This is a genomic window from Novosphingobium pokkalii, assembly GCF_014652855.1.
In the GTDB taxonomy this organism is placed as follows: domain Bacteria; phylum Pseudomonadota; class Alphaproteobacteria; order Sphingomonadales; family Sphingomonadaceae; genus Novosphingobium; species Novosphingobium pokkalii.
This window is the reverse complement of the sequence record NZ_BMZP01000037.1, coordinates 1-14,098: the sequence shown is the minus strand read 5'-3', so window position 1 is coordinate 14,098 and position 14,098 is coordinate 1. Positions and strand designations below refer to the sequence as shown.

11 protein-coding genes and 1 tRNA gene are annotated in these 14,098 nt (G+C 66.1%); 9 read left to right on the top strand and 3 right to left on the bottom strand.

All coding sequences use genetic code 11. The features are described 5' to 3' along the window. The first annotated feature begins 537 nt into the window (after positions 1–537). Positions 538–1,776: a surface lipoprotein assembly modifier gene (locus IE191_RS20395; protein WP_229815721.1), complete on the top strand. Its 1,239-nt coding sequence runs from the start codon at positions 538–540 to the stop codon at positions 1,774–1,776. A gap of 13 nt (positions 1,777–1,789) precedes the next feature. Here the strand turns inward: IE191_RS20395 and IE191_RS20390 are convergent, their stop codons facing one another. Further along, positions 1,790–2,371 carry a YqgE/AlgH family protein gene (locus tag IE191_RS20390; protein WP_229815720.1) on the bottom strand — a complete coding sequence of 194 codons (582 nt, stop codon included), beginning with the start codon at positions 2,369–2,371 and terminating at the stop codon, positions 1,790–1,792. Between the two features lie 16 nt (positions 2,372–2,387). Beyond that, complete coding sequence (locus IE191_RS20385) at positions 2,388–5,180, bottom strand: [protein-PII] uridylyltransferase (protein WP_191326272.1); 2,793 nt, start codon at positions 5,178–5,180, stop codon at positions 2,388–2,390. Between the two features lie 278 nt (positions 5,181–5,458). On the opposite strand from IE191_RS20385, the gene lgt reads away from it, so the two are divergent. The 6 genes from lgt to IE191_RS20355 all read left to right on the top strand — a co-directional run bounded on the left by lgt (position 5,459) and on the right by IE191_RS20355 (position 11,043). Beyond that, positions 5,459–6,295, top strand: a complete 837-nt coding sequence (lgt, locus tag IE191_RS20380; protein WP_191326274.1) for a prolipoprotein diacylglyceryl transferase — start codon at positions 5,459–5,461, stop codon at positions 6,293–6,295. 22 nt (positions 6,296–6,317) lie between these two features. Continuing rightward, positions 6,318–7,370: a class I SAM-dependent methyltransferase gene (locus IE191_RS20375; protein ID WP_191326271.1), complete on the top strand. Its 1,053-nt coding sequence runs from the start codon at positions 6,318–6,320 to the stop codon at positions 7,368–7,370. A 238-nt stretch (positions 7,371–7,608) separates the two neighbouring features. Continuing rightward, the gene (gene petA, locus IE191_RS20370) at positions 7,609–8,202 is read left to right on the top strand and encodes a ubiquinol-cytochrome c reductase iron-sulfur subunit (RefSeq protein WP_191326270.1); all 594 of its coding nucleotides are present in this window, start codon (positions 7,609–7,611) and stop codon (positions 8,200–8,202) included. A gap of 11 nt (positions 8,203–8,213) precedes the next feature. After that, positions 8,214–9,488: a cytochrome b gene (locus IE191_RS20365; RefSeq protein ID WP_191326269.1), complete on the top strand. Its 1,275-nt coding sequence runs from the start codon at positions 8,214–8,216 to the stop codon at positions 9,486–9,488. Between the two features lie 33 nt (positions 9,489–9,521). Continuing rightward, positions 9,522–10,340, top strand: a complete 819-nt coding sequence (locus tag IE191_RS20360) for a cytochrome c1 (RefSeq protein ID WP_191326268.1) — start codon at positions 9,522–9,524, stop codon at positions 10,338–10,340. Between the two features lie 166 nt (positions 10,341–10,506). Further along, positions 10,507–11,043, top strand: coding sequence for an adenine phosphoribosyltransferase (locus tag IE191_RS20355; RefSeq protein WP_191326273.1), 537 nt, complete (start codon positions 10,507–10,509; stop codon positions 11,041–11,043). Between the two features lie 82 nt (positions 11,044–11,125). Here the strand turns inward: IE191_RS20355 and IE191_RS20350 are convergent, their stop codons facing one another. Beyond that, positions 11,126–13,246, bottom strand: a complete 2,121-nt coding sequence (locus IE191_RS20350) for an acetate--CoA ligase family protein (protein WP_191326267.1) — start codon at positions 13,244–13,246, stop codon at positions 11,126–11,128. 198 nt (positions 13,247–13,444) lie between these two features. Here IE191_RS20350 and IE191_RS20345 point away from each other — a divergent pair. Then, a tRNA-Gly gene (locus IE191_RS20345) sits at positions 13,445–13,518 on the top strand. A 165-nt stretch (positions 13,519–13,683) separates the two neighbouring features. Continuing rightward, positions 13,684–14,088: an Arm DNA-binding domain-containing protein gene (locus IE191_RS20340; protein ID WP_191326266.1), complete on the top strand. Its 405-nt coding sequence runs from the start codon at positions 13,684–13,686 to the stop codon at positions 14,086–14,088. Positions 14,089–14,098: the final 10 nt, after the last annotated feature.

Below are 14,098 nucleotides of genomic sequence, written 5' to 3'. Positions count from 1 at the left end.
CCCCGACACCAGGCGCCGTCGCCCACATGTCCCTTCATCTAATCAACAATGTCAAAGACCAACCCAGACAACAAAACCCGGACAACCTTCCATCCCCGGTTCTCACCGGAAACCCAAGCCGTCCGTAGCTATCTGGCGACCAACGCAACCACTCCAGGATCACCCAGAGAGCCAGTAAAACCGGCCTCACCGCGTCGGTGAAGCGGCATATATGGACCACCTCCCAACACGTCAACGACCATTTTTCCACAAGCAACAAAATCAACACCAAAACCCCCGCGCCGCTTGGATTTTAACCCGAAACTTTTCTGTTTCCGCACGCAGCAGCGCCCGAATCACACACGCAGAATCACGCCACAAACATCCCCTCCCGCCAGCGGGAGGGGAGATAGACCACGAAAAAGCCCCGCAGCATGGGCTGGACGGCGCCGGAGCGATGCAATAGTCCGTTGCAATCAGGGGAGATTGTCCATTTTCATCCGTCTTGCTGCTGCCGCTGCGCTTGCCTTGTGTCCTGTCGTGGCCAGGGCCGATTCCGTGTCACTGACCCCGCCACAGCTTTTCGCCCTGGCCGATCAGGCGCGTGACCGGGGGGATTTTGCGCTGGCCGAAAGCGCCTATCGCGCTCTGGCGGAAAATCCCGACATCGACTTGCGCAATGAAGCCCGCTTTCGCCTCGCGCTGATGCTGGCCGATCGCGAGCACAAGCTGAAGGATGCGGCGATCGTGCTGCGCCGCATTCTCGACGAGCGCCCCAAGGCACAGCGCGTGCGCCTGGAACTGGCCCGCGTGCAGGCGATGATGGGCAACCTGGGCGCCGCGCGGCGCGAGATGCGCGCGGCCCAGGCCGGTGGCCTGCCGCCCGACGTCGAGCGCATGGTGCGATTCTATGCCGCCGCTCTCAAGGCGCGCAAACCGTTCGGCGGTACGCTCGACGTGGCCCTGGCGCCCGACAGCAACATCAACCGCGCGACGCGATCCAACACCCTGGGCACGGTGATCGGCGATTTCACGCTGGACCAGGATGCCAAGGCCAAGTCAGGCCTGGGCCTGGCGCTGCGCGGGCAGACCTATTTCCGCGCGCCCATCGAAAAGAACGCGACGCTGCTGGTGCGCGCCAACGGATCGGGCGATCTTTATCGCGACGAGCGCTTCGACGATATTCTGCTGGGCATCCAGGCCGGCCCGGAATACGCGCTGGGCGCCGATCGCCTGACCCTGGCCGCCGGTCCGACCTGGCGCTGGTATGGCCTCAAGCCATACAGCACGTCAGTGGGTGTCAGCGCCGATTTTATCCATCCCATGGGCAAGACGATGCAGGGGCGCCTGGACCTGGGCATCACGCACACCGCCAACCGGCGCAACGCCTTGCAGACCGGTGACGTGTTTTCGCTGTCGGCCGGGCTCGATCGCGCGATCTCCGCCCGGCTCGGCGGCGGCGTCCAGGCATTCGTCAACCGCACCAAGGCGAGGGATGCCGGCTGGTCCGATGTGACCGCGGGTGGTTCGCTCTATGCCTTTCGCGAGATTGCCCGGACCACGGCCGTGGTCAGCGCCAGCTACAGCCACCTTGAGGGCGATGCCCGGCTGTTCCTCTACCCCCGCCGCCGCGTCGACGATCGCTTTTCGGTGGTGGCCAGCGCCACCTGGCGCGGGCTGCAATGGCAGGGGCTCGCCCCGATCACGCGGCTGCGTTGGGAACGCAACCGCTCGACCGTGGGAATCTATGACTACCGCCGCGTCGCCGCCGAAGTGGGCGTGACCGCCGCGTTCTGACCCACTGTGCCGATCAGGCGTGGCCGGTATTGGCGGCGAGATGGGCCGGATCGATCCCGGCCGCGCGCCAGGTGGCCGACCAGCGCTGCTCGCGCGGGGTATCGAACAGGATCGCCGGCGCCCCTTCGGCCGCATGCCAGCCGTGGTGGTGCATCTCTTCCTCCAACTGCCCCGGCCCCCAGCCGGCATAGCCCAGCGCGATCAGCCAGCGCGATGGGCCGCGCCCTTCGGCAATCGCGCGCAGCACGTCCATCGAGGCCGATAGCGTGCACAGCGGATTGACGGTGACCGAACCCTCGCCACCCCAATCGGGCGTGTGCAGCACGAAGCCGCGCCCGGTTTCCATCGGCCCGCCATGGAGCACCGGCACATCGGGCGCCTGGCCGGGATCGATGCCGACGTCTTCCAGCAGCGCATGGAAGCGAATGCCCGCGCGCTGTTCGCCCAGGCCGATGCCCAGCGCGCCATTGGCGTCGTGAAGGCACAGCGCGATCACCGCGTGATCAAAGCGCGGGTCCATCATGCCCGGCATGGCGAGCAGCAGGCGGCCGGCGAGATAGTGCGGTGCTTGGTCGAACGTGGAAACATCGGGCATGGATAACGAACTTCGCTCAGGCAGCAGCGGCGGGCGTGGTGGTGGCCGGGGCAGCGGCATTGGCCCCGCCCGGCCCGCGATCTTCCGCCGCATCGAGCAGACGCCGTTCGAGATTGCGCAGGCGGGTGTCGCTGGTCACCTTCTCGCCCAGAATGTCGGTGACATAGAAGGTATCCACCGCCCGCTCGCCATACGTGGCAATATGCGCGGAATGGACGACGAGCCGCGAATCGAACAGCGCATGGGCGAGGCGCCCGAGCAGCGCGGGGCGATCGCGCGCCCCCACTTCGACCACGGTGAAGCGGTTCGATGCCTTGTTGTCGTAGATCACGATCGGCTGCACGTCGAACGCCTCGGCACGTGGACGGGCCAGCGGCCGCGCGGCGAGTTGCGGCATCAGCTTGACCCGGTTGGACAGGGCATCGGCAATGCTCGCCTTGAGCCGCTCGATATGCCGCGCTTCGTTCAGGGGGCGCCCCAAGGGATCCTGCACCAGGAAGTTGTCTACCGCCAGGCCATTGCGCGTGGTGTGAATGCGCGCATCGATGATGTTGCCGCCGGCCAGGTGGATCGCCCCGGCCAGGCGATAGAACAGCCCGGCATGGTCCGCCGCCAGCACGGTGACCAGCGTAGCGCCGCGCGCCGGATAGTAATGCGCTTCCACCGACAGCGGCTCGCCCAACGCGCCGTCCATCTGTTGCAGGTTGAGCGCGATGATGTCTTCGGGCTCGGCAATCCAGTAGGCATCGCCAAGCTGCCGCCCGACCGTGCCGATCAGGGCGTCGCGTTCCTTGAGCAGTTCGCCCACTGCCTTCTTCTTGGCGGCGATGCGTTCGGGGCGGCCATGCTGCTTGTGGCCCAGCCGCAGCATTTCCTCGGTCTGCACGAACAGATCGCCCAGAAGCTGGCGCTTCCACGAGTTCCAGATGCCCGGCCCCACCGCGCGGATATCGACGATCGTCAGGATCAGCAGCAGCCGCAGCCGCTCTGCGCTCTGCACTTGGGCGGCGAAATCGGCGATCGTCTTGTAATCGGCCAGGTCACGCTTGAACGCGGTGGCGCTCATCAACAGGTGCCAGCGTACCAGCCACGACACCAGCTCAGTCTCCGCCGCCGAGAGGCCCAGCCGCGGGCACAGCTTGCGCGCCACTTCGGCGCCCAGGATCGAGTGGTCGCCGCGCCGGCCCTTGGCGATATCGTGGAGCAGCGTGGCGATATAGAGCACGCGGCGCGACGCGACCTTCTGCACCACGTTGCTGGCCAGCGGATGCGGCTCGCGTTCCTCGCCCTTCTCGATACGGGCGAGCAGGCCGATGGCGCGGATGGTGTGCTCGTCCACCGTATAGTGGTGGTACATGTCGAACTGCATCTGCGCCACGACGCGGCCGAAATCGGGAATGAAGCGCCCGAACACGCCCGCCTCGTTCATCCAGCGCAGCACCGTTTCGGGGTCATGCCGGCTGGTCAGCAGTTCCAGGAACAGCGCGTTGGCGCGCGGATCCTTGCGCACGGCGCCATCGATCAGCCCGGCATCGCGCCGCGCCAGGCGCATCGCCTCGGGATGGATTTCCAGCCCGTGCTTGTCGGCCACCACGAAAATCTCGATCAGCCGCACCGGATCGACGGCAAAGAAATCATCGCCCGGCACCGAAACCTTTTCGGCCACGATCGGAAAGCCGGAAACCTTGCGCTTGCGCCGCTGGCGCAGCGCGGCAAAGAAGCCCGGCTTAGTGCGGGCGAACTGCTCGTCGAGCTGGGCCATGAACACGCCGGTGAGCGAGCCGACCTGCTTGGCCTGGAGGAAGAAGAACTGCATGAACCGCTCGACCGAGCTTTTGCCCGGGCGATCGGCAAAGGCCATGCGCGCGGCCACTTCGCGTTGCAGGTCGAAGGTCAGGCGGTCTTCGGCGCGGCGGGTGATCATGTGCAGGTGGCAACGCACCGCCCAGAAGAAGTTCTCGGCGCGGTGGAAGGCGCGATATTCCGCCGCCGTCAGCAGGCCGACATCGACCAGTTCCGATGGATCGCGCACCTTGTGGACATATTTGCCGATCCAGTAGAGCGTGTGCAGGTCGCGCAGGCCGCCCTTGCCCTCCTTCACGTTGGGCTCCACCACATAGCGGCTGTCGCCCAGCCGCTTGTGCCGCTCGTTGCGCTCGGCCAGCTTCTCGGCCACGAACTGCCGCTCGGTACCGGCGGTCACTTCCGCCCAGAACCGGCGCGCGCATTCCTCATAGACCGCGCGATCGCCCCAGACATAGCGCCCTTCGAGCAGGGCGGTGCGAATGGTCAGGTCACTCTTGGCCATGCGCACGGTTTCGTCCAGCGAGCGACTGGAATGGCCAACCTTGAGCCCCAGGTCCCACAGGAAATAGAGCATCGCCTCGATCACCTGCTCGCACCAGGCGGTGGGCTTGTTGGGCGTGACGAAGGCGATGTCCACGTCGGAATGCGGGGCCATCTCGCCCCGGCCATAGCCGCCGACGGCAAGCACGGCGATGCGCTCGCCGGTGGTGCGGTTGCTGGCGCGGTAGACATGGCCGATCACGTAGTCGTGGATCACCCGCACCAGTTGGTCGACCAGGAAGGCTTGGCCCTGCGCGCATTCATAGCCGGCCGAGGGCTTGCCGCGCAGGCGCCGCGCCAGTTCGTCGCGCCCATGGGCCAGCGCGGCGCGCAGATGCTCGACCACCACGGGCCGGGCGCGCGAAGGATCGCCGCCGGCCTCGACCACCGCCTGGCTCACCGCCTCGGCAAGGGTGCGACGGTCGATGATGGCGCGCTGATGGGCAATGCGGGGCAAAGTCATACCCCCTCATTAAACGAGGTGGCGTTAAGGGGAAACAGCGCAAGAGGTGAAGTTTTCACGATTGTGCCGCACCGCCAGACATAGCTCCTCTCACCTGGCCCCGGCGCAAGCGCCGCGCTTTTGGGGTTTGCCAGCGGCTTGGCCGCTGTGCCAGAAGGCGCCCGAACCGGGGGCCATGGCGACTGTCGCGGCCCAACCGGCACCAGGCATCAGTTCACGGAGCGTTGCGCTTGTTCCTTCTTTCGGCCCTTTCCGCTGCCACGGCTGCCGCATCGCCCATGCCGCTGCGCTGGGACCAGTTGCACCTCTCCCCCATCGCCTGGGATTTCGGCTTCTTCCAGTTGCGCTGGTATTCGCTGGCCTATCTCGCCGGGATCATGATCGGGTACTGGCACCTCTCGCGCATGATCCGCCAGCCCGGCGCACCGATGGCGCAGCGCCATGCCGACGACCTGTTCTTCTATGCCACGCTCGGCATCATCCTGGGCGGGCGCCTGGGCTATGCCACGTTCTATGCCCCGGAACTGTGGGCGCATCCGTCCGAACTGGTCAAGCTGTGGGAAGGCGGGATGAGCTTCCACGGTGGCCTGATCGGCACCGTGCTGGCCATCGCCTTCGTCTGCTGGCGCAATGGCCTCAGCTTCATCCGGGTCTGCGACTATATCGCTCCCTGCGCGCCGATCGGGCTATTCTTCGGGCGCTGCGCCAATTTCGTGAATGGCGAACTGTGGGGCCGCGTGACCACTGCCGACGTGCCCTGGGCGATGATCTTTCCCGGCGCCGGCCCCAATCCGCGCCATCCCAGCCAGCTTTACGAAGCCCTGCTCGAAGGCGTGATCCTGGCCACCGTGCTGATCACCCTGTTCTGGAAGACCCGCGCCCGCTGGCGGCCGGGTCTGTTGATGGGCACTTTCGCCACCGGCTATGCCCTGTCGCGCTTCATCGTCGAATTCTATCGCGAACCCGATGCCCAGTTGGAAGAGTTTGCCCTGCGCACCGGGCTGTCGATGGGTCAGTGGCTGACCCTGCCGATGCTGGCGATCGGCCTCACCCTGCTGATCCGTGCCCTGGCCCGCCCGCCGCTGGGCACCGTGACGCCGTCCCCGGCCGATTGACCGCTTGCCTGCTGCACCGGCCATGGCTGACGATTCGCTCAAGGACATCTTTGCCCGCCTGATCCGCGCCACCGGGCCGATCAGCGTGGCCCACTTCATGGCCGAATCCAACGCGCGCTATTACGGCACGCGCGATCCGCTGGGCGCGTGTGGCGATTTCATCACCGCGCCGGAAGTGAGCCAGATGTTTGGCGAGATGATCGGCCTGTGGCTGGCCGACCTGTGGATCCGTGCCGGCCGGCCCGGCCCGATCGCCTATGTCGAGGCCGGGCCGGGACGCGGCACCCTGGCGCAGGATGCGCTGCGCGCCGCCGCGCGACAGGGCCTGGTGCCCGACGTCCATTTCGTCGAAACCAGCCCGGCGCTGCGCGCGCTGCAACGCCAGCGCTTTCCCGGCGCCACCTGGCACGATGACTTTGCCACCGTGCCGGCCGATCGCCCGCTGCTGGTGGTGGGCAACGAATTCCTCGATGCCCTGCCGGTGCGGCAGATCGTGCGCATGGCCGAAGGCTGGCGCGAGCGGATGATCGGCTGGGATGCGCAAGGCCAGCGCCTGCTGCCCGTCGCCGGCGACCGCCCGATGGACGCCGCCGTTCCGCCCGATCGCGCCGGCGCACCGGAGGGCACGATCATCGAGACCTGCCCCGCCGCCGCTGCCGTCACCGCCGAGGTCGCCGCGCGCCTTGCCGCCCAGGGCGGCGCCGCGCTGTGGATCGACTATGGCCATGCCGAGCCACATGACGGCAGCACGCTCCAGGCCGTGCGTGCCCATCGCAAGGTCGATCCCTTTGCCGATCCGGGTGAGGCAGACCTGACCGCGCTGGTCGATTTCGCCGCGCTGGTGCCGGTGGTCGCGGCGGCCGGTGCACGGTGCGACGGCATTGCCAGCCAGGGCGATTTCCTGCGCTGTCTCGGGATCGAGGCACGCGCGGCGGGCCTAGCCCGCACCGCGCCCAATCATGCCCCGGCGCTGGCCCGCGCGCTCGATCGCCTGACCGGCGCGGAAGAAATGGGCAACCTGTTCAAGGTCATGGCCTTTTCCGCAGCGCACTGGCCCGTTCCCGCCGCACTATAAAGACTTTGCAGCTTGCATTGCGGCAGCGCAAAATACGCGGATTTCCTGCACTAAAATGCTTGTTGGCAAAGCCGTGTTTCTGTGGCTATCACGCAGTATAACTGTTTGGGCCTGATACGTGCAAATCACGGCGGCCCGGCGCGCATGATACCCGGCGATGTTCGCCGCCGCGCGCAAGGAGGGGGAAATACCGTGCCCGGCCGTTTCCAGGCGGGGTGGCAGCAGGCAGGGATTATCAATGGCTGATGAGGCAATTGTGAACGCAAGCGGCACAGATACGCCCGCCGTCCACGACGGGTCGGGTGGCGAAGACGGCGTGCGCCGGCGGGATTTCATCAACATCGCGGCGGTGAGTTTCGCCGGGGTCGGTGGGCTGGCGGTGCTCGTGCCGCTGGTGTCGCAGATGGCACCTTCGGCCGACGTGCTGGCCGAAAGCTCCACCGAGATCGACATTTCCCAGATCGCGCCCGGTCAGGCGATCAAGGCGGTGTTCCGCAAGCAGCCGGTCTTCGTGCGCAACCTGACCCCGACCGAGATCAGCGAGGCCGACAAGGTGCCGGTTTCCAGCCTGCGCGATCCGCAGACGCTGGAAGAACGCACCAAGCCGGGCAAGACCAACTGGCTGATCACCATGGGCGTGTGCACCCACCTGGGCTGCGTGCCGCTCGGCGCTGGCGAGGGCGAGGTAAAGGGCGAATTCGGCGGCTATTTCTGCCCGTGCCATGGCTCGGTCTACGATACCGCCGCGCGCATCCGCAAAGGCCCGGCACCCAAGAACCTGGAAGTGCCGCCTTATGAATTCACGTCCGACACTGTCGTGAAGATCGGCTGAGGATAGACCCGATGAGCTTTCCCTGGGCGAAAGAATACAAGCCAAGCCACCCGCTGATGCAGTGGCTGGACGAGAAGCTGCCGCTGCCGCGCTTCGTCTACAACGCCGTCGGCGCCGGCTATCCGGTGCCGCGCAATCTGAACTACATGTGGAACTTCGGCATTCTCGCCGGGGTCTGCCTGATGCTCCAGATCGTCACCGGCGTGGTCCTGGCGATGCACTATGCCGCCAATTCCGGCGTGGCTTTCGACAGCGTCGAACACATCATGCGTGACGTGAACTGGGGCTGGATGCTGCGCTATGCGCATGCCAACGGCGCCTCGGCGTTCTTCGTGGTGGTCTACATCCACATCTTCCGCGGCTTCTTCTACTCTTCGTACAAGCCCCCGCGCGAGATGATCTGGCTCTTGGGCGTGACGATCTTCCTGCTGATGATGGCCACCGCCTTCATGGGCTACGTGCTGCCGTGGGGCCAGATGAGCTTCTGGGGCGCCAAGGTCATCACCGGCCTGTTCTCGGCCATCCCGGTCGTCGGCACGCCGCTGCAACAGTGGCTGCTGGGCGGCTTCGCACCAGACAACGCCGCGCTCAACCGCTTCTTCAGCTTGCACTTCCTGCTGCCCTTCGTGATCCTGGGCGTGGTGATCCTGCACATCTGGGCGCTGCACATTCCCGGTTCGTCGAACCCCACGGGCGTGGAAGTGAAGAGCGAATCGGACACCGTGCCGTTCCACCCCTATTACACCGCCAAGGACGGCTTCGGCCTGGGGGTCTTCGCGATCCTCTACTGCACCATGCTGTTCTTCCTGCCCAACGCGCTGGGTCACCCGGACAACTACATCCAGGCCAACCCGCTTTCGACGCCGGCGCACATCGTGCCCGAATGGTATTTCTGGCCGTTCTACGCGATCCTGCGCGCCTTCACCGCCGATTTCCTGTTCATCCCGGCCAAGCTGATGGGCGTGCTGGCGATGTTCTCGGCGATCCTGGTGTGGTTCTTCCTGCCTTGGCTGGATACCTCGCCGGTGCGTTCGGGCCACTATCGTCCGCTGTTCCGCAAGTTCTTCTACCTGCTGGTGATCGACGTGCTGGTGCTGGGCTATTGCGGCGGTTCGCCGGCCGAAACCAAGTACGTGCTGATCTCGCAGATCGCCGCCACGTACTATTTCCTCCACTTCCTCGTGATCCTGCCGATCGTCGCCTCGATCGAGAAGCCGGCCCCGCTGCCCTTCTCCATCACCCAGGCGGTGCTGGGCAAGGATGACCAGACCGCCCCGGCCGCCTGAGCCCGCGCGAACCGCACAAAGAGAGAGAACCCCATGGTCCGTCTTTTTGGTCCTCTTGTCGGCCTCTTCTTCGCCGTGGCGCTGCTCTGGTCGTTCGGAGTGGGCGCGATCCAGGCGATCCGCGAGCCCGAACCCGCCACGGCGGTGCAGAAGTTCCACCTCGCCCCGCACGAGCCGGAGCCCGGCTTCTCGTTCAACGGGCCTTTCGGCAAGTTCGACCGGGCACAGTTGCAGCGCGGCTTCCAAGTCTACAAGGAAGTCTGCTCCAACTGCCACTCGCTGCACTTCGTCGCCTTCCGCGATCTGGCCGCGCTCGGCTATTCCGAAGCCGAAGTGAAGGCGATCGCCAAGGACTGGTCGAACAAGGCCAAGGTCACCGATCCCAAGACCGGTGACGAAACCCAGCGCGACAACGTGCCGGCCGATCACTTCCCCAAGGTCTACTACGCCGGCACCGGCAATCCGCCGGATCTCTCGCTGGTCACCAAGGCCCGCCACGAAGGCCCCGAATACGTCTATTCGCTGCTGACCGGGTATCAGGACCAGCCGGCCGAACTGCTCAAGGAATTCCCCGACAGCAAGACGCCCGACGGCCTGTACTACAACCCCTACTTCGCCAACCTGAACATCGCCATGCCGGCCCCGCTGGCCGACGACCAGGTGACCTATGGCGATGGGACCAAGGCAACCAAGCAGCAGATGGCCGCCGACGTGGCCGCCTTCCTGACCTGGACCGCCGAACCCAAGATGGAAAAGCGCAAGCAGACCGGCTGGGCCGTGCTCGGCTTCCTGCTCGCCGCCACGGTGCTGGCCTACCTCGCCAAGCGCAACATCTGGGCCAAGGTGCACTGAGCCCGGCAACCTTGCTGAAAAACGAAAAGGCCACCGGAAACGGTGGCCTTTTTCATGAGTTGTGGGCATGGGCCGCGCGCCCCTTCCTCGTCCGCGAAAGGCTCTCATGTCTGCCAGCGTTCTCCCGTCCCGCGATCGTCCCACCGCTGATCCGGCCCCAGCCGCCCTGTCACCCGGCGATCTCAAGGCGCTGGTCCGCAGCGTGCCCGATTTCCCCGCACCGGGGGTTTTGTTCCGCGACGTCACCACGCTGATCGCCCACCCGGCTGGCTTTGCCGCCGCGATCGATCACCTCGCCGCCCGGGTCCGGGCCAGCGGCGCCACATTGATCGCCGGCATGGAAGCGCGCGGCTTCATCTTCGGCGCGGCCGCCGCCGCGCGCGCCGGATTGGGCTTCGTGCCGGTGCGCAAGCCGGGCAAGCTGCCGGTGACGACTTTGGGCGTGGATTATGATCTGGAATATGGCACGGACCGGCTGGAGATCGATCCCACCGCGATCCGCCCCGGCCAGAGCGTGGCCATCGTCGACGATCTGATCGCCACCGGCGGCACGGCCCTCGCCGCCGCCCACCTGCTGCGCGAAGCCAGCGCAGTGGTCACCCACGCGTTCTTCGTCATCGACCTGCCCGACCTGGGCGGCGCCCAGCGCCTGCGCGATGCGGGCGTGACAGTCGACGCCCTGATGGACTTTCCGGGCCACTGAGGGAACGCGCCCTCATCTCCCTTTCCCGCAAACGGGAGGGTGTCGGGGGGAGGGAATGTTCCTCCCCCAACCCCCAACCAACTCAATCCACCAGCATCAACGCATCCAGCGCCACCACGCCTTCCCCCTTGGGATGCAGGATCACCGGATTGAGATCGATTTCCCGAATCGAAGGCTCGGCGCGCAGAACCTGGCCCACCTTGACGATCAGCGCAGCCAGTGCCGGCACGTCCAGCGCCGGGGAGCCGCGATAGCCGGCCAGCAGCGCCGCGCTCTTGAGCTGCATCAGCTCGGCTTCCACCGCTTCCTGCGTCAGGTCAGCCGTGAGCAGGCGCACGTCCTGGAGTATCTCGGCGGTTACCCCACCAAACCCGGCCAGCACTACCGGCCCCCATTCGGGATCGTTCTTGGCACCCACGATCATTTCCATGCCGCGCTTGCCCATCGCCTCGATCAGCACGCCGTCGAGCGCGATGCTGGCGTCATAGGCCGCGACATTGGCGAACATGCGGGTCCAGGCCTCACGCACGGAAGCATCGTCGGCCAGGTTGAGCATGACGCCGCCGGCATCGCTCTTGTGGCCCAGCGCCGCGGCCTGGGCCTTCATCGCCACGGGATAGCCCACCGCCTGCGCCGCCGCGACGGCCTCGTCCGGGCTCGCCGCAAACTGGCCCTTGGGGAACGCCACGCCGGCCGGGGCCAGCAACTGCTTGGCCTTGTATTCGGGAATGACGCCCGAAACATCGCCCAGGCCCGCCACCGGAAGCGCCGGCGCGTCCGTCGCGCCAAGGTCGCGCGCGGACCAGTGGGTCAACCGCGTGATCGCCCGCAGCGCCCGCTCGGTGGTGGGGAACCAGGGAATGCCCGCCGCGCGCAGGGCCGCGATGCGCTCGGCCGGAACCTCGGCGCCTTCATCCAGCCCGGCAAAGATCAGCGGCTTGGTCAGCGTCTTGCCTTCCACCGCGGCCAGAATCGCGGGGAACTTGATCGCGCAGGTGATCGCCTCGGCCTGGATGATCCCCGCGAGCACCGTGCCGACGCGATCGTCCGCCAGCAGCGCATCGAGCGTGCGGGTATAGATCGCCGGTTCCGACAGGCCCTGCGCCGTGATGTCGAGCGGGTTGGACACCGGCACGAACGGCGGGAGCGCGGCGCGCAGTTCGGGCGAATCCGCATCGTGCAGGTCGGCCAGCGGCAGGCCCAGTTCCTCGGCCAGGTCGAGCGTCAGCGCCTTGAACGCGCCAGATTCGCCCAGCACCGCCGCCGCGCCCGAAGGCGGGATCGGGCAGCGTGCGGCAATCTCGGCCACATCGCCCAGTTCCTCCAGGGTTTCGGCAAAGATCACCCCGGCCCGCGCCACCATCGCGCGCATCAGCTTGTAATCGCCAGCCATCGCGCCGGTGTGAGTCGCGGCGGATTCGCGCGCGGCGCTGGACTTGCCGGGATGCAGCAGCACCACCGGCTTGCCCGCAGCATGGGCGCGCCGCGCTGCCGCCAGAAAGCGCTGCGGCTTGCGGAACTGCTCCACGATCATGGCAATGGCGTGGGTATCGGGGTCGTCCACCAGCCAATCGACGAAGTCTTCCACGCCGCTCGCCGCCTCGTTGCCGGTGGACACCGAATAGGAAACGCCGCACTCGCGCGCCAGCAGCATGGTGCCCAGCACCGCCGCCATCGCGCCCGATTGCGAGACGATCCCCACCGCGCGCCTGCCGGCTGGCGGCACCGCGTTGGTTTCCACGAAAGTCAGCGGAATGCGGTCGACATAATTGACCAGGCCCAGGCAATTGGGGCCTTCCACCACCATGCCGGCCTCGGCCGCGAGCCGCGCGATCTCGCGCTGCTCGGCCAGGCCTTCCTCGCCGCCTTCGGCAAAGCCGGCGGAAAAGATCACCACCCCGCCCGCCTTGCGCGCCGCCAGGCTGCGCACGGCATCAAGCACCCCGGCGCGCGGAATGGCCAGCACGGCCACGTCCACGCCTTCGGGCAGGGCATCGGTGCTGGGGTAGCAGGTGAGCCCGGCAATCTCGCTGCGCTTGGGATTCACCGGATAGATCGCGCCAGCATAGCCATTGCGTTGCAGGTTGCTGAGCAAGGTGGCGCCCAGCGCGCCGGGCTTGTCCGAGGCGCCAACCACGGCGACCGATTGCGGGCGCAGGAAACGGGCGATCGCCTTATGCGACAGAACGGGTTCAACAGCCATGACATCCTCCGAATTTCGCTATGACTTATAACAATCAGCGAAACCCGGCAAGCGGCGAGTGCCCCACCCAGGCACCAGCCACCCCAAAGTCCATCCACCACGAACGGGGTGCGGATCGCGCAAAGGCAACAAGGATGGGCAAGCCCGGGGGGTTGACGAACCCGGATCGCGCATGGCAAGCGCAAGGGCCTGAAGCGGGCGGGTATAGCTTAGTGGTAAAGCCCTAGCCTTCCAAGCTAGTTATGCGGGTTCGATTCCCGCTACCCGCTCCAGAGCCTCCTCCCAGGAGGTCCCAAGACGGCCCGTAAGCGGCTGTTTTTTACAGCTTTTTGTTGGTATAATGTCCCGGCAGTTCCGGCGATGTTTCACCCAATATCAGAACAAAATGGGCACATTGATGGACCTGCAGCCAACCGAGCTGAAGGGAGGTCCATCAAATGGGCGAACGGAAATCAGGGCTGACGGCATCATCGGTCGCGCGCGCCAAGCCGAAGGACAAGGCATACAAACTGTCTGACTATGACGGTCTGTATCTTCTGGTGAAGCCGACCGGCGCACGGTACTGGCGAATGAACTACCGCTTCCACAATCTGCAGCGGACGGTGACCTTCGGGCGCTATCCGGAATTGCTGCTGGCCGATGCCCGGCAGCGACTCCTCAACGCACGGCGTCTGCTGGCAGATGGCATCGACCCGATCGATCAGGCCAAGCTCAATAAGATTCAGGAATCCATCTCGTTCGCCAACACGTTCAAGACGGTCTCGGACGAGTGGCTGGAAAAGGTCCAGCTGTGTCAATCGGCGTCCAATCGGGGGTCTGACTCAAATTCCGTGCAGATTTGACATTTCTGCG